Here is a 19,532-nt window from a genome sequence, read left to right as displayed (position 1 = left end):
CTTGGGAGGATCGTGATGGACATGGAGAATGTGGCGGACAAGCTCTCAACGCCGAAGGCTGATCTCAGCCGTCGTGCGCTGGTGAAGGCGGGATGGGTGGTGCCGGTCGTGTTCGCGCTCGGCATCCCGAAGACGACCATGGCGCAGACGTCGTCCAGCGGCGGCCAGACGGGTGGCGGCGGCTACGATCCGGGTACCGACGCCTAAGGCGGCGGACCGTGCACGCAACGAGGGCGGGGACCTGACCGGGTCCCCGCCCTCTGTGCTTCCGGCGACGACCTCACTCCCCGACCGAGGTCCCCGCTAATACCGTGTCGAGGCCCGGCCACCCTGCCGGGTTGTACCGGGCGATCACCCGAAGGTAGTGCACCGCATCCTCCCCGTGGGTCGCCTGGATGGCCGCCGCGGCCTTCGCCACCGATTCCGCGTCGCAGTAGGGCGCCTCGAGCGACTCGTCGATCACTGCCCCTTCGGCCTTCACACCCGCCACGCGCAGGAAGTCCGCTTGGATCGCCGGTTCCAGGTCCACATAGAGCGCCTGCAACAGGTCCACTTCGTCGTCCGCGGACTGCGCGTTCATCCGGACGACCTCCTGCGCGAGCTTGGCCGCCGGCCACTGCATGAGGGTCACGGGCCGGAAGCCGCCCCGCTTCGCCATCCGCGCGATGTATACAGCCCGCGCATCCTTGCGTTCAGTGATGAGGCGCGTCAGGAGCGCCACGCGCTTCGCCGACGGCAGCGCGCGATACAGGGAGGGATTGGCCATGGACCAATATCGCACCGCCGGGCGCTCGGCGGCACTCGTCGGTGACCGCCGGCGCGCTCAGCCCGACGCGTCGAGCGCCGACCGCACCGTGAGCGCCAGCTCATCCAGGGTGAAGGGCTTGGCGAGGAATCGCAGTTCCCCGCCCAAGACGCCGTCGTGACCGATGATGTCCGCGGTGTAGCCCGACATGTAGACCACTCGCGTCGTCGGGCGCGCCGCGAGCAGCGCCTGGGCGAGTTCCTTACCGCTCATCGTCGGCATGATCACGTCCGTGAGTAGGAGGTTGATCGCGCCTCCGTACGCCGCCGCGATATCGAGCGCCTCCGTCGGTCCCGCGGCCACGAGTACCGAGTACCCGCGCCGCTTGAGTGCCCGCGCGATGACGGTACGGATCGCGGGTTCGTCCTCCACGAGCAGCAGCGTCTCCGACCCGCCCGGCACCGCGTCTGGCACTTTGTCCGCAGGCGCCGCCTCCGCGACCGTCCCGACCAGTCGCGGGAGGTAGAACGAGAACGTCGCCCCGTCGCCAGGCGCCGACTGGACCACGACGAAGCCATGGTTCTGCGTGACGGCACCGTAGACGGTCGCGAGGCCGAGCCCCGTTCCCTCGCCTTGGGGTTTCGTCGTGAAGAACGGCTCGAAGACGTGTGCCAGCGTCTCCGCGTCCATCCCCGCGCCCGTGTCCTCCACCGAGATGCGCACAAACTCGCCCGGTGCCGCCATCGCGTGCGCGGCGCAGAACGCGTCGTCGATCACGCAGTTGGCGGTCCGCAGGGTGATCCGGCCATCCCCCCGAATGGCATCGCGGGCATTGAGGCACAGGTTCGTGAGCACCTGGTCGAGCTGCGAAGGGTCCATCAGCACCGGCCAGATCTCATTCCCCGCCTCGAACCGCATCGCGATCCGCTCCCCGACCGCACGCCGCAGCATCGAGACGATCGCCCCCACGCGGGCGTTCGGGTCGAGCGCCTGCGGCGCGACGAGTTGCTTGCGCGCGAACGCGAGCAGTTGCCGCGTGAGTTCGCTCGAACGCGTCGCCGCGGCATGCACTTGCGCCAGGTGCTCGAGCATCGGCGCGTCACCGGACTCGGTCGCCCGGTCGCGCGCCATCTCCGCGTGCCCGATGATGACGCCGAGCATGTTGTTGAAGTCGTGGGCCACGCCGCCGGCGAGCCGGCCCACCGACTCGAGCTTGAGGGCGGCTTGGAGCTGCATCTCGAGCGCGGCCTTCCGCTCCTCTGCCTGCCGGCGCGCGGTGACGTCGCGGAACGACCAGACGCGCCCGGACGGCCGGTCCCCGATCATCATGGGGCGCGAGTATCGCTCGAACGTGCGCCCGTCCTTGAAGTGCAGGACGTCGAAGCTCTCCTCGAGCGGATGCCCGTAGAGGTACTGGACCTTGTCGAGGAAGGCCGCGGGGTCGAGGAGCTGTTCGAGCACGTACGCCAGCGCCCGCTGGTCGATGCGGCTCTCGAGGACTTCGTCGGGAATCCGCCACATCTCGCCGAACGGCCGGTTGAACGAGGCGATCTCGCCGTTCGCGGCGATGGTGAGGATGCCGTCGGCCGTGGACTCGAGGGTCGCGCGCAGGGTGCCGAGTGCCTCGGCGTTCGCGGTCTCGCTCGCGATCCGCTCGCTGATGTCCACGATGGTGCCCACGAGGCGCAGTGGCGTGCCGTCGACCGTGCGGGCGACCACCTTGCCACGACTAAGGAACCAGCGCGGTTCGCGGCCCGGGAGGCGCATCCGCACGCGGCACCGGGCGACCGGCGTCCGCCCCGCGAGATGCTCGTCGAGCGACTGGCGGAGTCCCGCGACGTCCTCCGAATGGACCGCCGCGAGGAACGCGTCGAAGCGGGTCGCCGTCTCGTCGCGCTCGGGCCCGATCATCTCCGCGAGCTTTGGGCTCACGTGCACGACCCCGCTCGTGATATCCCAGTCCCAGAGCTCGCCGCTCGTCGCGTCGAGCGCGAAGGCGAGCCGTTCCTCGCTGCGCTCGAGGTCGAGCGTGCGCTGGGCGGCCTCCCGGACGGCGTCGGAGTGGGTCGCGGCATTGTGCAACGCCAGCGCCACCAGGCGGGCGAGCATCTCGCCGTGTCGCACGTCGACATCGGTGAACCCCGGGTCGCCCGCGGTCCGCGCCACGACGATCACCCCCATGACCTCCTGGCGACGGATGATCGGCAGCGCGAGCAGCGAGGTGAGCCGCGGGACCGCGTCGGGATGACCGGCGTAGTCGGAGACGACGACCGGCTGGCGTGACTCGACCGCGCGCCAGCTGATCGGGGCCTCGTCACGTCGCACGCGGCGTCCGGGGTCGGCGCGGATCGAGGCGACGCTCGCACGGATCTCGAGGAGGTCACCGTCCTTGGTCAGCACCTCCACCGTGGGGGCATCCATCAACGCCGCGATGCGCGACAGGAGCGCCCGGAGCAGGTCCGGGAGCTCCCGACGGTCGAGCAGGTCGAGCATCGTCTCGTTCAGGGCTTCGAGGAATGCCTCGTGCCGCTGCCCATCGACGTTCGCGCTGCGTGCGTTCACTTGCGGTGGAGTTCGAGTTCCGACGGCGGTCGCCACCCCGCCGGCGTGCCTGCCTCACCTCATGCCGAGCCGGACCACTCCTTCAACTCGACCTTCGTCGCGCTCGCCACGATGTAGTCGCGATTCATCTGCATGATCGCGTCGATCGAGATCCCCTTCGGACACGCTTCCTGGCACTCGCCGAACAGGGTGCAGCCGCCGAAGCCCTCGAGATCCATCCGCTCCACCATCGCGAGGGCGCGCTTCATGCGCTCGGGCTGGCCCTGCGGTAGCACGCCGAGGTGGGTGACCTTCGCTGCGGTGAAGAGCGAGGCCGAGGCGTTGGGGCAGGCCGCGACGCACGCTCCGCACCCGATGCAGGCCGCGTTGTCCATCGCGAGGTCCGCGTCCGGCTTGCCGATCGGCAGCGCGTTCGCGTCTTGCGGCGTCCCGGTCGGCGCGGAGATGTACCCGCCCGCCTGGATGATCCGGTCGAACGCGCCGCGATCCACCATCAGGTCCTTCTGCACCGGGAACGCTTTCGCGCGCCACGGCTCGATCCAGATGTCATCCCCGTCCTTGAAGCTCCGCATGTGGAGCTGGCATGCCGTCGTGAGCTTCATCGGCCCGTGCGCGGCGCCGTTGATCATCATCCCGCACGAGCCGCAGATCCCCTCGCGGCAGTCGTGGTCGAACGCGATCGGCTCCTCGCCCTTCTCGATGAGGCGCTCGTTCACCACATCGAGCATCTCGAGGAAGCTCATGTCAGGGCTGATGTCCTTCGCCGGGTATTCCACGATCCGCCCGGGCGCCGACGGTCCCGTCTGGCGCCAGACATGAAGCGTGAGGTTCATGCCGCCGCTCACTTGTAGCTCCGCGTGCTCAGGTGGACATTCTCGAATTCGAGCGGCTCCTTGTTCAGGATGGGGGCCTTCCCCTCGCCCGCGTACTCCCAGGCCGCCACGTACGCGAACCGCTCGTCGTTGCGCTTGGCCTCGCCGTCCTCGGTCTGGTACTCCGTGCGGAAGTGCCCGCCGCAGCTCTCCTCGCGCTGGAGCGCATCGAGGCACATCAACTCGGCGAACTCGAGGAAGTCCGCCACGCGCCCCGCCTTCTCGAGCGACTGGTTGATCCCCTCCCCCGTGCCGAGCACCTTTACGTCGCGCCAGAACTCCTCGCGGAGCTTCGGGATCTCGACGAGCGCCTGCTGGAGACCCGCCGCGTCGCGCGCCATGCCGCACTTGTCCCACATGATCTTGCCCAGCTCGCGATGGAACGAGTCCACCGTGCGCGTCCCCTTGATCTCGAGGAACCGCTTCGTGCGCGCCGTCACCGCCTCGTGCGCCGCCTTGAACTCGGGGTGGTCGGTCGTGACCTTCTCCAGCTTGTTCGACGCGAGGTAGTCACCGATGGTGTACGGGATCACGAAGTAGCCGTCGGCGAGTCCCTGCATCAGCGCGCTCGCGCCGAGGCGGTTCGCCCCATGGTCCGAGAAGTTCGCCTCGCCGAGGACGTGCAGGCCCGGGATCGTGCTCATCAGGTTGTAGTCCACCCAGAGCCCGCCCATGGTGTAGTGCACCGCCGGGTAGATGCGCATCGGCCGCTCGTACGGATCCTCGTCGGTGATGCGCTGGTACATCTCGAACAGGTTCCCATAGCGCTCCTCGATCGCCGCCTTGCCGAGCCGCTTGATCGCGTCGGCGAAGTCGAGGTAGACGCCGCGCCCGCCGGGGCCGACGCCGCGCCCGTCATCGCAGGCCTCCTTCGCCGCGCGGGACGCGATGTCGCGCGGGCTCAGGTTGCCGAACGACGGGTACTTCCGCTCGAGGTAGTAGTCGCGGTCCTCCTCGGCGATCTGCGACGGCTCCTTCGCGCAGTCCTCCTTCCGCTTCGGGACCCAGACGCGCCCGTCGTTGCGGAGCGACTCCGACATCAGCGTCAGCTTCGACTGATGGTCGCCCGCGACGGGGATGCAGGTCGGGTGGATCTGCGTGAAGCAGGGGTTCGCGAACGCCGCGCCCTTCTTGTGCGCACGGTAGGCGGCGGTGACGTTGCAGCCCTTCGCGTTGGTGGAGAGGTAGAAGACGTTGCCGTACCCGCCCGTCGCGAGGATCACCGCATCGGCCGCGTGCGACTCGATCTCGCCGGTCACCATGTCGCGCACGATGATGCCGCGCGCCTTGCCGTCCACGACGACGAGTTCGAGCATCTCGTGCCGCTCGTACATCTTGACGCCGCCGCGCGCGATCTCCTTCTCGAGCGCCTGATAGGCGCCGAGGAGCAGCTGCTGCCCCGTCTGCCCGCGCGCGTAGAAGGTGCGCGAGACCTGCGCGCCGCCGAACGAGCGGTTGGCCAGCAGGCCGCCGTACTCGCGCGCGAACGGCACGCCCTGCGCGACGCACTGGTCGATGATGTCCACCGACACTTGCGCCAGCCGGTAGACGTTCGCCTCGCGGGCGCGGAAGTCCCCGCCCTTGATGGTGTCGTAGAAGAGCCGCTGCACCGAATCGCCGTCGTTGCGGTAGTTCTTCGCCGCATTGATGCCGCCCTGCGCGGCGATCGAGTGCGCGCGCCGCGGCGAGTCCTGATAGCAGAAGCAGCTCACGTTGTAGCCGAGTTCGCTGAGCGTCGCGGCCGCCGAGGCGCCGGCCAGCCCCGAGCCCACCACGATCACGCTGTATTTCCGCTTGTTCGCGGGGTTCACCAGCTTCATCTCGAAGCGGTGCTTGTCCCACTTCTCCGCCAGCGGGCCGGCGGGGATCTTGGCGTCGAGCTTGAGTGCCATGGTCAGGAGGCTCCGGCGCCTAGTTGAGGATGCCGAGCAGGACGGCCACGGGGATCACCGTGAACCCTGCCCAGACGAGGATCGCCACCCAGAGCGCCAGCGTGCGCTGGATCGGGTTGGCCGAGCGCTTCTGCAGGCCGAGCGTCCGGAACCCCGCCCACGCGCCGTGGAAGAGGTGCAGCCCGAGGAACGCCATCGCCGTCACGTAGAGCGCCACGACCCACGGCGACTGGAAGCCGATGATCACGTTGCCGTAGACGCCGGTGTGGCTGAACGCGGGGTGGAAGCTCCCCGTCGTGAAGTGCCCGATGTGGTAGACGATGAAGAAGAGCAGGAAGAAGCCGCCGATCCGCATCGTGCGCGAGGCGAGCGTGCTCACCTGCGGCTCCGATTTCGCGTACCCCTGCGGCCGCGCCGCGGCGTTCCGCCGCGTCAACTGCACCGCCGCCACGATGTGGAGCGTGACCGCGCCGAGCAGCCCGAGGCGCGCCACCCAGAGCAATTCGCCCGTGCTCTTCAGGAACGCGGCGTAGCGGTTCATCGCGTCCGCGCCGAGGAACATCTGCAGGTTGCCGGCCATGTGGCCGAGCACGAACCCGACGAGGAGGATCCCCGTCGCGGCCATGACGACCTTCTTGCCGACGGTGGAATCCCAGAACTTCAGCAGCCAGCTCATTCAGTCCTCTATGGGGGGAGACGAACACGGCGCCCGGGGTCCGGGCGCCGTGAGAGGCACTGCCTACAGCTTCACCACCGACATCGGTTCGACCACCGCCGCCGCGCTCTTCTCCAGCGCCGTGCGCTCGTCGGCCGTCAACGTCACCTCGAGGATCCGCTCGATCCCCTTCCGGCCGAGCTTCACCGGAACGCCGAGGAAGTGGCCCTTCATCCCGTATTCGCCCTCGAGCCAGGCCGAGCACGGGAGGATCCGCTTCTGGTCGTTCACGATCGCCTCGACCATCTGCACCGCGCCCGAGGACGGGGCATAGTACGCCGAGCCGGTCTTGAGGAACTTCACGATCTCGGCGCCACCGTTCCGCGTGCGGTCGACGATCGCGTCGAGCGTCGCCTTGTCCATCAGCTGCGTGATCGGGATGCCCGAGACCGTCGTGTAGGAGATGAGCGGGACCATCGTGTCGCCGTGGCCGCCGAGGACCATCGCCTGGATGTCGCGCACGCTCACATCCAGCGCCGTCGCGAGGAACGCGCGGTAGCGCGCCGTGTCGAGCACGCCAGCCATCCCGATCACCCGCTCGCGCGGGAAGCCCGTCACTTCCTTCGCCACCCACGCCATCACGTCGAGCGGGTTCGAGACCACGATCACTATCGCGTCCGGCGAGGTCTGCCGGATGTTCTCGCTCACCGACTTCACGATCCCGGCATTGGTGTTCAGCAGGTCGTCGCGCGACATCCCGGGCTTGCGGGCGATGCCGGCGGTGATCACCACGATGTCCGAGCCCTTCGTTTCCTCGTACCCGTTGGTCCCGATCACGCGGCTGTCGAAGCCCTCGATCGGCGCCGACTGCCACTGGTCGAGGCCCTTGCCCTGCGGGATGCCCTCGGCCACGTCCACCATGACGACGGTGCGGGCGAGTTCCTTCTCGGCGATGCGCTGGGCCGCGGTCGCGCCGACATTGCCGGCGCCGACGACCGTGATCTTGTTCACCATTGAGGCTTTGCTCTGCGAAGGGTTGGGTGCTGCACGTGCGGGCAATTTAGTCTCGGCCCGAGGGCGGGTAAACTGCGGCCGCCCCTCAGCCGCCCACCTGCGAGAGGGCACGGAGCCCTCCCACCTTCAGCTGCAGCAGGTCGTGGGCGAGTGGCTTCTCGGCCAGGGCTTGGCGGAACAGAGGCGCCAGCGGCTCGCCACGGCGCAGCGGGTCCCGCAGGTTCACCTCGTGATCGCCGTACAGGCAGGTCCGCAGCCGCCCGTCGGCCGTCAGGCGCACCCGATTGCAGTCGCCGCAGTAGGTGTGCGTCATCGGCGTGATCACGCCCACCGTGCCCGGCGCGTCGCCGATCCGGTGGTACCGGGCCGGCCCGTTCCCTCGGGCCGGCCCCGCCGCCGGCGCCAGCGGTCCCAGGGTCCCCACCCGGGCGAGCACCTCCGCGCTCGGGACGATGTGCGCGTCCGTGAGGTGCGCCATCTCCCCCACCGGCATCAGCTCGATGAACCGCACATGCACCGGCATCTCCATCGTCAGGCGCGCGAAGTCGACCACCTCGTCGTCATTCACGCCGCGCATCACGACCACGTTCAGCTTCACCGGGTCGAGCCCCGCCGCGAGCGCCGCACGCGCCGCGTCCACGGGGCGGAACCCGAGGTCCCGCCGCGCGATCGCCGCGATCCGGTCCGGTCGCAGCGAATCCGCCGAGAGGTTCACCCGATCGAGCCCCGCCGCGCGCAGAGCCGCGGCCATCGCCGGGAGCTTCACGCCGTTCGTCGAGAGCGCGATGTCCTCGATGCCCGCCACGCCCTTCAGTTGCGCGACCAGCGTGACCAGGTCCGGGCGGATCGTCGGCTCCCCACCCGTGATCCGCAACCGGCGCAATCCGAGGGGCGCCAGCTGCGTGACCACGCCCACGATCTCCTCGTACGAGAGGATGTCCTGCTTGGGGAGCCAGTCGAGCCCCCGCTCCGGCATGCAGTACACGCAACGGAAGTTGCAGCGATCCGTGACCGAGATCCGCAGATACTCGATCGCGCGCCCATGCTGGTCGCGGAGGGCCGCCGTGCTCACGCGAGCACCCCCGCCGTCGGGTCGACCCACTCGCGCGTCCCGTCGGCATAGTGCTCCCGCTTCCACACCGGCACGCGCCGCTTGATCTCCTCGATGAGGAATCGCTGCGCATCCATCGCCGCGGCACGCCGCGCGTGTGACACCGCGATCACGATGCTCGCCTCGCCGAGCGCGAGCGACCCGACCCGGTGTTCGACCACGATCCGCTCGGTCCCGAACCGCCCCGCCGCCTCAGCGACGATGCTCGCCATCTCCGACTCGGCCATTGGCCCGTAAGCGGTGTAGTCGATCCCCGTGACGTCCTTGCCGTCGTTCACGCGGCGGACGGTCCCGACGAAGAGCGTCGAGGCCCCGCTCGCGGTGCTCGAGACCTCGGCGAGCAGCGCGGCCGGATCGAGGGGCCGCTCCACGACCGCGGTGCGCATCGGCTCAGCCCCCCGCGACCGGCGGGATGATCGCGACCTCATCGCCGGCGCGGATCACCGCGGACGGCGGCGCGTACCGGTGATTCACGGCGACCATCGGCGTCGGCAGTACGCGATCCCCGACTCGCGCACGGACCGCGGCCAGCACATCGGCCACCGTCGCCCGTTCCGGCAGCGAGAGCGCCACCGCGGACGCCCCCAGCGCCTCAGCCCAACTCGCGAAGAGAAGGATGTTCAACTCCATGTGCAGCAATGTACTAGCCCAACGACCCCGATGAACCACCCCCCACCCCGCATCCCGCATCCCGCATCCCCGCATCCCGCCTCCCCGCATCAGGAACCAAAGGCAAAGGGCCCGATGCAGAGTGTCTCCGCATCCGGCCCCGATCCCGTACCCCGTACCGCCCGTACACCCCGCATCGCCCGCGCCCTCCCCGCCCCTCGTGCTCAGTCGCCGAGTTCTTCGAGGGTGAGATCAGCGACCAGCGCTCGCAACTCCTTGCTGGGCTTGAACACCGGCACCGGCCGCGCCGACACCTCCACTGGCTCACCCGTCCGCGGATTCCGCGCCATGCGCGTCTTCCGGTTCCGGATCTTGAACGTCCCGAACCCGCGCACCTCAATGTTCTTCTGCTCCTTGAGGGCATCCTTGATCGCATCGAGGAACGCGTCCACCACGCGGGCGCAGTCCTTCTTGGAGATCATGGGGCCGGCCGTCTGGGAGATGGTCTCCGTGACGCGCTCCACAAGGTCGGCTTTGGTCATGGACATACAGGGGGATGGATGGCGGGGCCGGAGCCGTAAGTCCCAACAGTCTAGGAACTTACCCGATGTGTGTCAAGCGATTGCCGCGCCGCCGATCGCCGCCATGAACTCGTCGAAATGGGGGACCGCGTCATGCGGGCCCGGCGCCGCCTCCGGGTGGTACTGCACCCCGAAGATCGCCTTGGACCGATGCCGAAGTCCCTCGACCGTGCCGTCGTTCAGGTTCAGGTGCGTCACCTGGAGGTCCGGGGCACCCGGGATCCCCTCCTTCGTCCCCTGGACCGCGAAGCCGTGGTTCTGGCTCGTGATCATCACCTCGCCCGACGCCAAGTCCTGCACCGGATGGTTCCCGCCGCGGTGCCCGTAGGGCAACTTCGTCGTCTTGCCCCCGAACGTGATCCCGAGCAGCTGGTGCCCGAGGCAGATGCCGAAGATCGGCACGCCAGCCGCCGCGACCGCCTTGATCGCCGCCGGCGCGTAACCGACCGCCTCCGGGTCTCCCGGTCCGTTCGAGAGGAACACACCGTCCGGCTTGAGCGCCAACACCTCGCCCGGCGGGGTCGTGGACGGGACGACCGTCACCCGGCACCCGCGGGCCTCGAACATCCGGAGGATGTTCCGCTTGATCCCGTAGTCGTACGCGACGATGTGTCGGGGCGCCTTCGCGTCACCCCATACGTACGGGGCCTTCGTGGTCACGCGCGATGCCAGGTCGAGACCCGCCATCGACGGGCACGCCGCGAGTTCGGCGCGCTGCGTGGCCGTGGGCTCCGTCCCCGCACCGATCAGGCCGCGCATCACACCGACCGTCCTCAGGTGGCGCGTGAGACGTCGCGTATCAACTTCCGAGAGGACAGGCACTTTCGCCTTCGAGAGCCACGCCTCCAGGCTCTCCTCCGCTCGCCAGTTCGAGTGCGATGCCGAGAGTTCGCGCACGATCACGCCCGCGACCTGCGGCCGCTCCGACTCCGGATCCTCGGAGTTCACCCCGTAGTTCCCGATCATCGCCGATGTCATCACGACGATCTGGCCGCGATACGACGGGTCCGAGAAGGTCTCCTGATAGCCGCTCATCGACGTGGTGAAGACCACCTCGGCGACCGCCGCTCCGTCGAGCTGCCCGTGCAGACGACCAAGAAAAAGGGTCCCGTCCTCGAGGAGGAGGAACCCTGGCACGACGTTGAACGGGGATCCGGTCACGGTTGGGGCGGCGTGGTGGGCGCCGGCGTCGCCGGCGAGAGCGGCACGGCGCTCGGAGTGGACGGGGTCGTCGACTGCGCCGGCGCGGGGGCCGCGATGTCGTCAAGGATAGACCGCGGACCCGCCGCGCGCGTCGACATCAGCTGCAGCACGAACGCGAGGAAGATGAAGATCCCGCCGCACCACCAGCTCGCCTTCGTGAGCAGGTCACCGGCCTGACGCGTGCCGATGACCGACGAGGTCGAGGACGACGCGCCGCCGAAGTTCGCGGCCACGCCACCGCCCTTGCCCGCCTGCATGAGCACGGCGGCAGCGAGGACGAGGGCATCGATGATGAGGAGGATCAGCAGGAACGTGTACATGGGCACTCGCGCGACAGGACGGCGGAACGGGTAAGCCTCCAAGAATACTGGACTTACCGAGGGGAGGCAACCCTCAGGACACCCTCACGACGACCGGGTGATTGCCAGCCACTGGTCGGCGTCCAGACTCGCACCGCCGACCAGCACCCCGTCGACCTCATCGGCCGCCAGGAGCGCATCGACGTTGGACCGATTGACGCTGCCGCCGTACAGGATCGGGACCGCCGCGCCGCGCTCGCCGGCCATCGCCCGCAGCTCGGCGCGAAGGACCACGTGCACCTCCGCCGCATCGGCCGGGGTCGCCGTCTTCCCCGTCCCGATGGCCCAGACCGGCTCATACGCCACGATCGAGGTCGCGACCACGCCCGCGTCGATCCCGGCGACCGCCGCCCGCAGCTGTCGCTTCACCACCGCCAGCGTCTCCCCGGCCTCGCGCTGCGCGAGGGTCTCTCCCACGCAGATCGTGGGCGTCAGGCCGGCGCGGAAGGCTGCGGCGACCTTTCTCCCGGTCTCCTCATCGGTCTCGCCGAACACGTGACGGCGCTCGGAGTGCCCCACCAGCACATGCTTGGCCCCGGCCGCCCGGGCCAGCGGGCCCGACGTCTCGCCGGTGAAGGCCCCCTTGTCCTCCCAGTGGATGTTCTGCACCCCCGCCTCGAGGTCACCACGCTCGCGGATCCCCTGCACGACCGTGTGCAGCGAGACGGCCGGCGGGAAGAACAAGACCCGCCGGTCGGACTGCCGCGAGTACTGGTCGGTGAACGTGCGCATGAAGGCGGCGGCATCGGCCGGCGCCTGGTTCATCTTCCAGTTCGCCGCGAAGATTCGGTGTCCCATGCGCTCGTTACCGGTGGTCGAGCGCGGCGACGCCCGGGAGGACCTTCCCTTCGAGGAACTCGAGCGACGCGCCGCCGCCCGTGGACACATGGCTCATCTTGCTCGCCAGGCCCGCATCCTCCACCGCCGCGGCGGAGTCGCCGCCGCCGATGATCGTCGTCGCGCCGCGCGCGGTCGCCTCCGCCATCGCCTTGGCGACCGCCATCGTCCCGGCGTCGAACGGCTTCGTCTCGAACACGCCCATCGGCCCGTTCCAGATGATCGTCTTCGCGCTCGAGATCGCGCGCGCGTACGAGATGGCGCTCTCCGGTCCGATGTCGAGCATCGCCTCATCCGCCGGGATGCCGTCCCGCTTCACCGCGTGCGCCTTCGCGCCCTCGGCGATCGACGGCGCGACCGTGGCGTCGTGCGGGAGCGTGAGCCGGTAGCCGGCGCGCTCCATCAGGTCCGCCGCCATGTCGATCCGATCCGGCTCGACGAGCGACGTGCCCGTCTCGAACTCCATCGCCTTGTAGAACGTGCACGCCATCGCACCGCCGATGAGGATGCCGTCCACCTTCGGCAACAGCGCCTCGATGACGTCGATCTTCCCCGAGATCTTCGAGCCTCCGAGGATCGCGATGAAGGGGCGCTTCGGCTTCTGGAGCGCACCGCCGAGATAGTCGAGCTCCTTCTCCATCAGCAGCCCGGCCACCGCCGGGCGCAGGTGCTTGGCGACCCCTTCGGTCGAGGCATGCGCGCGATGCGCCGCGCCGAACGCGTCGTTCACGTACAGGTCACCCAGCTTCGCGAACGCCTCGGCGAGCGCGGGATCGTTCTTCTCCTCGCCCTTCTCGAACCGCGTGTTCTCGAGCAGGCAGACGTCGCCGTCGCCGAGCGCGCGCGTCGCCGCCTCGGCCTCGGCCCCCACCACGTGCGGCACGAACGTCACCGGCGCGCCGAGCAGCTCGGCGAGGCGCGGCGCGACCGGCGCCATGGTGTACTTCGGGTCGGGGCCGCCCTTGGGGCGGCCCAGGTGCGAGCAGAGCACCACGCGCGCACCGGCCTTGCGCAGCGCCTGGATGGTCGGCACCGCGGCGCGGATGCGGGTGTCGTCACCGACGGACCCGTTCTCCTCGAGCGGCACATTGAAATCCACACGCACGAGCGCGCGCTTCCCCTTCACCTCGCTCGGCGCGAGGTCCTTGATCGTCCGGGTGTTCATGGTCGGCTCCGGCTCAGAGGCCCCGGCCGATCATCTCGATCAGGTCGACGCACCGCGACGAGTAGCCCCACTCGTTGTCATACCAGCCGGACACCTTCACCAGCGTGCCGTCGATGACGTTCGTGCTCTTGGCGTCGAGGACGATCGAGTGCGGGTTGCCGATGTAGTCGCAGCTCACGAGCTCCTCCTCGGAGTAGCCGACGATCCCCTTCAGCGCGCCCTCGGCCACGGCCTTGAAGGCCGCGTTGACCTCGGCGATCGTCGTCGCCTTCTCCACCTCGACGGTGAGCTCGGTGATCGAGACGTCCGGCGTCGGCACGCGGATCGAGGTGCCGTCGATCTTGCCCTTCACCTCGGGGATCACGAGCGACGTCGCCTTGGCGGCGCCGGTCGACGTCGGGATCATCGAGAGCGCGGCCGCGCGGGCGCGGCGGAGATCCTTGTGCGGGAGGTCGAGGATGTTCTGGTCGTTCGTGTAGCTGTGGATCGTGACCATCGACGCGTGCTTGAAGCCGAAGGAGTCGCGGACGACCTTCACCATGGGCGCGACGCAGTTGGTCGTGCAGCTGGCGTTGGAGATGACCACGTGCTTCGCCGCGTCGTACTTGTCGCCGTTCACGCCGAGCACGACGGTGATGTCCTCGCCCGTCGCCGGCGCGGAGATGATCACCTTCTTCGCGCCGCCGGCGATGTGCTTCTTCGCGTCGTCGGCCTTGGTGAAGCGGCCCGTCGCCTCGAGCACGACGTCCACGCCCAGGTCCTTCCACGGCAGCGCCGCCGGATCCTTCTCCTTCAGGACCTTGATCCGGTCGCCATTGAGCGTGATCGACTCGTCGTCGCGGCTCACGGTCCCGTCGAACCGGCCGTGCACCGAGTCGTACTTGAAGAGGTGCGCGAGCGTCTTGGTATCCGTCAGGTCGTTGATCGCGATGAAGTTGATGTCCGCGTTCCGCTCCTTGGCGGCGCGGACCACCTGGCGACCGATGCGGCCGAAGCCGTTGATGCCGACACGAATGGCCATCTGCGTGATGCTCCGTAGGTGCTGCGACGTGGGGCTGGGAGGGTGCGGGCGCGTCAGCGATCCGTTGCCGCGCGCGCCCGTCCGAAGGTCAGGTAACTCAGCGTGCGCGTGCCCGCCGCGAAGAGGGCGTTGGCGCAGGCGTTCATCGTGGCGCCCGTCGTGAGGACATCATCCACGAGGATGAGGTGTCGCCCGCGCAAGCGCTCGGCATGCATCGCATTCGCCGTGAATGCACCGTGAACGTTCGCCAAGCGTTCTCCGGGAGTCAATCGCGTTTGCGACCGTGTCGCGCGTGTGCGGCAAACGACGTCACGCCAGACGGGAATCCCCCACAGACGCCCGATGGCGATCGCCAGCGCCTCCGCCTGGTTGTAGCCGCGCGCGCGCTCCTTCACCGGCGCGAGCGGCACGGGCACGATCGCCGCGCGCTCGACGACGACGTCGGCGGGCCACGAGAGCCGGGCCAACCGGGTCGCCATCCCCTCCGCGACCGCCGGCCAGCCGTGGTACTTGAGCGCCGCGAGCATCGCGCTGCTCGCCGGGTCGGGCACCCAGCAGAGCGAACGCGCCGCGCGCACGAACGGCGGGAGCAGCGCGCATCCCGGGCACTCTCCGCGCGGTGGGCGCGGGTGGCCGCAGCGCGCGCACTGCGGCGACGGCAGCAGCGGCAACCGGGCCCAGCAACGGCCGCAGACGATCCCGCCGTCGCTGTCGTCCAGCGCGACCTCGCACGCCGCGCAGGTGCGCGGGAAGATGAACTGGCCGAGCGCCGAGCATGCGCGCCGCCATCGCGGCGCGCCGGACCGGACCGGGAGCGCCGTCGGCGCCCCCGGAGCCGTCACGCCGACTCCGGCGCGCGGATCGACCGCCACATCGCGTCACGGTCCGGCGCGACCCCGAACCACCGCTCGAAGGCGAGGGCTCCCTGCTCCACGAGCATCGGCAATCCGTCGTCCGCGCGCAGGCCCCGCGCGCGACAGGCTTTCACCCACGGCGTCCGGCCGCGGCGGTACGTGAGGTCGAGCACAGCGGTCGTCTCGGGGATCGAGCCCGGCGCGATCGGCATGAGCGCCCCGTCGAGCCCGAGCGGTGTCGCGTTCACCACGAGGTCGGTCCCGGCCACCACGTCCATCTCGCTCCGCGCGGCGCGGGCGATGCCAGGGAACCGTGCCGCGAGCTGCTCGGCGCGATCGGCCGACCGCGCATGGATCACGACCCGACTGTCCGCCCACTGTTCCACCGCCGCACAGACGGCCGCCGCGGCGCCGCCGGCGCCCAGCATGCCGATCCGCAGCCCCTCGGGCGCACGGTCGAGCAGACGCGCCACGGCGAAGGTGAAGCCGCCGACGTCCGTGTTGTCACCGACCAGCGCGCCGTCCTCGGTCCAGAAGGTGTTCACCGCGCCCACGCGCTCCGCGAGCGGGGTGCGGCGCGCACACCAGGCGTACACCGATTCCTTGTGCGGCAGCGTCACGTTCCCCGCCGCGCGCGCATCGGCGAGCAGGCCCATCATCGCCCCGAGCTCGGACGGCGCGACATCGAGCGCTTCGTACCGCAGCGGGATGTCGGCCGCCTCCAGTGCCGCATTCTGGAACACCGGCGAGAGCGAGTGCGCGACCGGATGTCCCACGAGCACGAGTCGGCCAGGCAGTTCGTTCATGCCCCGCGCTCCGCGGCGAGCCGATCGAGCACCTGCACGATCTCGCGTTCCAGCTCCGCGAAGGTCTCGCGGTACACCTCGAGCTCCCCGCCGAAGGGATCCTGCACGGAGCGCCCGGCCGTCCCCTTGGACGCGAAATCGGTGAGGAGGTGCGTGCGCCCCGCGCCACCCAGCGCGAGCGCGCGCTCGCGGTGGTGGGGACTCATCACGAGAATCAGGTCCGCACCGGACACCAGCTCGGGCGTGAGCACCTGCGCGCGATGCGCGTTGAGGTCGAGCCCGTGCTCCAGCGACACCAGCAGCGCGCCGTCCGATGCGGGGGCGCCATCCCAGGCGCTCGTGCCCGCGCTCCCCACGGCGATGTCCACCACCGCGCGGTCCGTCACGAGACGGCGCGCGATGGCCTCGGCCATCGGACTCCGACAGGTGTTGCCGGTGCAGACGAAGAGGAGGCGCACGATCACAGGTCTCCGACGAGGTCCGGGACGCTCTCCCGCAATGTAGCGGCGCTCAGCGCGCCGGGGCGGATGACCCGCGCGACGCGCCCCGTGCAGTCCACCACCGTCGACGCCGGCGAGGGCGGCAGGCGCCCGCCGTCGAGGAGGCGGATGGTGCCGCGGGCGATCTCCGGCGCCCACTGCGCCACGATCTCCCCGCTCGACACCGCCGCCGGCTGACCGGGGAGGTTCGCCGACGTGCTCGTGATGGGGTCCCCGAGCGCGCTGATGAGCCGTTGCAGGCCGACATGCGGCGTCCACCGCACCGCGATCCCGCCCTCCGGGCCGCGCAACCGTTCGGGGACACGCCGTTCCCCGCCCGGCAGCACCAGCGTGAGCGGCCCAGGCCAGTGCCGCGCGGCCAGCATGCTCGCCGAGCGGGTCAGGTGCAGGCCGATGCGCGCCAGCATCGGCGTGTCGCTGATGAGCAGCAGGAACGGCTTCGCCGGCGGACGTCGCTTGAGCTGCACGAGCTGCTCCACGGCGTCGCGATCGATCATGGTGCCGAAGCCGTAGACCGTCTCGGTGGGGTACGCGAGGATCCCGCGCTCCTGCAGGTGCGTGATCGTCGCGGGGATGGCCGCGCCCACTTCCTCCGGCGACCAGAACGGGATGCCGCGCGCCTCGGGCACCGCTACTCCGGCAGCGACTGGAAGGCCTCGGCGCGCGCGAAGTCGCCCTCCTCGGTCACCTTGAGCGCCTTCTCGCTCCCGCGCACCACATGCACCGGGATGCCGAGCAGCTCGCAGAGCGCGGCATCATCGGTGGCGGTCGCGTGCGTGCCGTTCGCCCTCGCCTCGCGGTGCGCGCGCTCGATGAGCTCCCGCGGGAATCCCTGCGGCGTCTGCGCGCGCCAGAGCGCGTCGCGGCTCACGGTGGCGACGATGCGCCCCTCGGCATCGACGCGCTTGAGCGTATCGACCACCGGGAGGGCGGCGATCGCGCCATGGCCCTTCCGCGCCTCGACGACGACGCGGTCGATCATCTCGTCGCTCACCAGCGGACGCGCCGCATCGTGGATGAGCACCGTCCGGCACTCGGACGGCAGGTCCTCGAGGCCGTTCGCCACCGACTCCGCACGATGCTTCCCGCCCACCGAGATCAGGAGACGCTCCGCGTCGCTCTGGAAGATCCAGGGCGGCGGATCGCCGGCATAGCGCTGCGGCAGCACGCAGACGACCATCGCCACGTCGGCGCGCTTCTGGAAGGTCTGCAGCGAGTGCAGCAGCATCGGCTTGCCCGCGACCCAGCGCAGCTGCTTGAGCTCGCTGCCGCCGATGCGGCTGCCGGACCCGCCGGCGACGATCACCACGCCGACGTCGCGCGTGACGCGCGGTGCGGGCGCGCTCACGTGAAGAGCTCCCGGAAGAGCACGCCGAGGTCCGGCACGCCGCGCACGCGGAGCGACTTGGGTGCGCGCCGCGGCACCGAGCGTTCCGAGACGTAGGCGAGCTTCATCCCCATCTTCTCCGCCTCGGCGATGCGGCGCTCGGCCTGCGAGACCGCGCGGATCTCGCCGGCCAGTCCCACCTCGCCGATGAACACCGCGTCCGCCGGGAGCGCGCGGTCGTAGACGCTCGAGGCGAGTGCCGCGGCCACCGCGAGGTCGCCCGCCGGCTCCTGCATGCGCACGCCGCCCACGACGTTGAGGAACACATCGAGCTGCGCGAACGAGAGGCCGGCGCGCTTGTCGAGCACCGCGAGCAGGAGGGCGAGGCGGCGTCCGTCGTAGCCGGTGCTCACGCGCTGCGGCGTGCCGAACCCCGCCTTGGCCGCGAGCCCCTGCACCTCGAGGAGCATCGGGCGCGTCCCTTCGAGCAGGCAGGTCACCGCGCTGCCGCTCGTGCCTGCGTCGGTGCGCTCGCTCAGGAAGAGCGCGCTCGGATTCTCCACCGCCTCGAGCCCCTGCACCGTCATGCGGAAGACGCCGATCTCGTCCACCGACCCGAACCGGTTCTTCGTCGCGCGGAGCACGCGATGGTCGGCGGTGCCCTCGCCCTCGAAGTAGAGCACCGTGTCGACGATGTGTTCGAGGGTCTTGGGCCCGGCGATCCCGCCGCCCTTGGTCACATGCCCGACCACGAAGACCGCGGTGCCGCTCTCCTTCGCGAAGCGCATGAGCCGCGCCGCGCACTCGCGTACCTGCCCGACGTTCCCCGGCGCCCCTTCGAGGTCGCCGGTGAAGACGGTCTGGATGGAGTCGACGATCATCGCCGCGGGGCGGACGCTCGCCGCGGTCGCGAGGATCGTCTCGAGGTTGGTCTCGCCGAGGAGCTGCACGCGACCGGCCTCCGGCGCGAGGCGGTCGGCGCGCAGCTTGACCTGCAGGGGGGACTCTTCGCCGCTCACGTACAGGGTGCTGTGCCCCTGCGACTCGAGCCGCGCCGCCACCTGCAGCAGGATCGTGCTCTTGCCGATCCCCGGCTCGCCGCCGACGAGGACCATCGCGCCCGGAACGACGCCGCCGCCGAGCACGAAGTCGAACTCGGCGATCCCGGTCGCGAGGCGATGCGCCTCCGAGCCCTGCACGTCGCGCAGGCGCGGCGTCTCCATCACGTTGCCGCCCTCGCCGTACGCGCTGGAGCCGGCCTTCCGCCGCGCCGCGCCGATCCCCTTGCCCGCGGCGACCTTCGGGGCAGCCATCTCCTCGACGAGCGTGTTCCACTCGCCACAGGTCGGGCACTGGCCCGCCCACCGGAGCGACTCGCCGCCGCACTCGGTGCAGCGGTACACGGAACGCGTCTTCACG

General features: G+C 70.1%; 22 protein-coding genes. 1 reads left to right on the top strand and 21 read right to left on the bottom strand.

Annotated elements, in window-relative coordinates; translation table 11 throughout:
- Positions 1 to 15 precede the first annotated feature (15 nt).
- Complete coding sequence (locus IPJ78_15435; protein ID MBK7907935.1) at positions 16 to 207, top strand: hypothetical protein; 192 nt, start codon at positions 16 to 18, stop codon at positions 205 to 207.
- 73 nt (positions 208 to 280) lie between these two features.
- Here the strand turns inward: IPJ78_15435 and IPJ78_15430 are convergent, their stop codons facing one another.
- The 21 genes from IPJ78_15430 to radA all read right to left on the bottom strand — a co-directional run bounded on the left by IPJ78_15430 (position 281) and on the right by radA (position 19,531).
- Positions 281 to 766 (bottom strand): hypothetical protein, encoded by a 486-nt coding sequence (locus IPJ78_15430; GenBank protein ID MBK7907934.1) that lies wholly within the window; start codon positions 764 to 766, stop codon positions 281 to 283.
- Positions 767 to 823: 57 nt separating this feature from the next.
- Entirely contained in the window at positions 824 to 3,307 is a 2,484-nt protein-coding gene (locus tag IPJ78_15425; protein MBK7907933.1) for a response regulator, read from the bottom strand.
- Between the two features lie 59 nt (positions 3,308 to 3,366).
- Positions 3,367 to 4,140 carry a succinate dehydrogenase/fumarate reductase iron-sulfur subunit gene (locus IPJ78_15420; GenBank protein ID MBK7907932.1) on the bottom strand — a complete coding sequence of 258 codons (774 nt, stop codon included), beginning with the start codon at positions 4,138 to 4,140 and terminating at the stop codon, positions 3,367 to 3,369.
- Positions 4,141 to 4,148: 8 nt separating this feature from the next.
- Complete coding sequence (locus tag IPJ78_15415) at positions 4,149 to 6,071, bottom strand: fumarate reductase/succinate dehydrogenase flavoprotein subunit (GenBank protein ID MBK7907931.1); 1,923 nt, start codon at positions 6,069 to 6,071, stop codon at positions 4,149 to 4,151.
- A gap of 19 nt (positions 6,072 to 6,090) precedes the next feature.
- On the bottom strand, positions 6,091 to 6,747 hold the full coding sequence (locus tag IPJ78_15410; protein ID MBK7907930.1) for a succinate dehydrogenase cytochrome b subunit: 657 nt from the start codon (positions 6,745 to 6,747) through the stop codon (positions 6,091 to 6,093).
- Positions 6,748 to 6,810: 63 nt separating this feature from the next.
- Positions 6,811 to 7,740 (bottom strand): malate dehydrogenase, encoded by a 930-nt coding sequence (gene mdh, locus IPJ78_15405; GenBank protein ID MBK7907929.1) that lies wholly within the window; start codon positions 7,738 to 7,740, stop codon positions 6,811 to 6,813.
- Between the two features lie 85 nt (positions 7,741 to 7,825).
- On the bottom strand, positions 7,826 to 8,812 hold the full coding sequence (gene moaA, locus IPJ78_15400; protein MBK7907928.1) for a GTP 3',8-cyclase MoaA: 987 nt from the start codon (positions 8,810 to 8,812) through the stop codon (positions 7,826 to 7,828).
- The gene (locus IPJ78_15395) at positions 8,809 to 9,237 is read right to left on the bottom strand and encodes a molybdenum cofactor biosynthesis protein MoaE (protein ID MBK7907927.1); all 429 of its coding nucleotides are present in this window, start codon (positions 9,235 to 9,237) and stop codon (positions 8,809 to 8,811) included. Before IPJ78_15395 ends, moaA begins: the two co-directional genes overlap by 4 nt.
- Positions 9,238 to 9,241: 4 nt before the next feature.
- Complete coding sequence (locus tag IPJ78_15390) at positions 9,242 to 9,481, bottom strand: MoaD/ThiS family protein (GenBank protein ID MBK7907926.1); 240 nt, start codon at positions 9,479 to 9,481, stop codon at positions 9,242 to 9,244.
- A gap of 203 nt (positions 9,482 to 9,684) precedes the next feature.
- Positions 9,685 to 10,002 (bottom strand): integration host factor subunit beta, encoded by a 318-nt coding sequence (locus IPJ78_15385; protein ID MBK7907925.1) that lies wholly within the window; start codon positions 10,000 to 10,002, stop codon positions 9,685 to 9,687.
- A gap of 72 nt (positions 10,003 to 10,074) precedes the next feature.
- Positions 10,075 to 11,178 carry a glutamine-hydrolyzing carbamoyl-phosphate synthase small subunit gene (gene carA / locus IPJ78_15380; GenBank protein MBK7907924.1) on the bottom strand — a complete coding sequence of 368 codons (1,104 nt, stop codon included), beginning with the start codon at positions 11,176 to 11,178 and terminating at the stop codon, positions 10,075 to 10,077.
- Positions 11,179 to 11,198: 20 nt separating this feature from the next.
- On the bottom strand, positions 11,199 to 11,564 hold the full coding sequence (gene secG, locus IPJ78_15375; protein MBK7907923.1) for a preprotein translocase subunit SecG: 366 nt from the start codon (positions 11,562 to 11,564) through the stop codon (positions 11,199 to 11,201).
- Between the two features lie 84 nt (positions 11,565 to 11,648).
- Entirely contained in the window at positions 11,649 to 12,401 is a 753-nt protein-coding gene (locus tag IPJ78_15370) for a triose-phosphate isomerase (protein ID MBK7907922.1), read from the bottom strand.
- Between the two features lie 7 nt (positions 12,402 to 12,408).
- Positions 12,409 to 13,605, bottom strand: a complete 1,197-nt coding sequence (locus tag IPJ78_15365) for a phosphoglycerate kinase (GenBank protein ID MBK7907921.1) — start codon at positions 13,603 to 13,605, stop codon at positions 12,409 to 12,411.
- A 13-nt stretch (positions 13,606 to 13,618) separates the two neighbouring features.
- Positions 13,619 to 14,626, bottom strand: a complete 1,008-nt coding sequence (gene gap / locus IPJ78_15360) for a type I glyceraldehyde-3-phosphate dehydrogenase (GenBank protein ID MBK7907920.1) — start codon at positions 14,624 to 14,626, stop codon at positions 13,619 to 13,621.
- Between the two features lie 53 nt (positions 14,627 to 14,679).
- Positions 14,680 to 15,468 (bottom strand): ComF family protein, encoded by a 789-nt coding sequence (locus IPJ78_15355; protein ID MBK7907919.1) that lies wholly within the window; start codon positions 15,466 to 15,468, stop codon positions 14,680 to 14,682.
- A complete protein-coding gene (locus tag IPJ78_15350; protein ID MBK7907918.1) occupies positions 15,465 to 16,286 on the bottom strand; it encodes a shikimate dehydrogenase in 822 nt (273 codons plus the stop codon). Before IPJ78_15350 ends, IPJ78_15355 begins: the two co-directional genes overlap by 4 nt.
- Complete coding sequence (locus IPJ78_15345) at positions 16,283 to 16,744, bottom strand: low molecular weight protein arginine phosphatase (GenBank protein ID MBK7907917.1); 462 nt, start codon at positions 16,742 to 16,744, stop codon at positions 16,283 to 16,285. The genes IPJ78_15350 and IPJ78_15345 overlap by 4 nt, the downstream gene beginning before the upstream one ends.
- Before the next feature lie 2 nt (positions 16,745 to 16,746).
- Positions 16,747 to 17,415, bottom strand: a complete 669-nt coding sequence (locus IPJ78_15340; protein MBK7907916.1) for a threonylcarbamoyl-AMP synthase — start codon at positions 17,413 to 17,415, stop codon at positions 16,747 to 16,749.
- 2 nt (positions 17,416 to 17,417) lie between these two features.
- Positions 17,418 to 18,134, bottom strand: a complete 717-nt coding sequence (ispD, locus tag IPJ78_15335; GenBank protein MBK7907915.1) for a 2-C-methyl-D-erythritol 4-phosphate cytidylyltransferase — start codon at positions 18,132 to 18,134, stop codon at positions 17,418 to 17,420.
- Entirely contained in the window at positions 18,131 to 19,531 is a 1,401-nt protein-coding gene (radA, locus tag IPJ78_15330; GenBank protein MBK7907914.1) for a DNA repair protein RadA, read from the bottom strand. Before radA ends, ispD begins: the two co-directional genes overlap by 4 nt.
- Position 19,532 lies beyond the last annotated feature (1 nt).

This window comes from Gemmatimonadota bacterium (genome assembly GCA_016714015.1).
Classification (GTDB): domain Bacteria; phylum Gemmatimonadota; class Gemmatimonadetes; order Gemmatimonadales; family Gemmatimonadaceae; genus Pseudogemmatithrix.
This window is presented reverse-complemented; position numbering and strand designations above follow the sequence as displayed.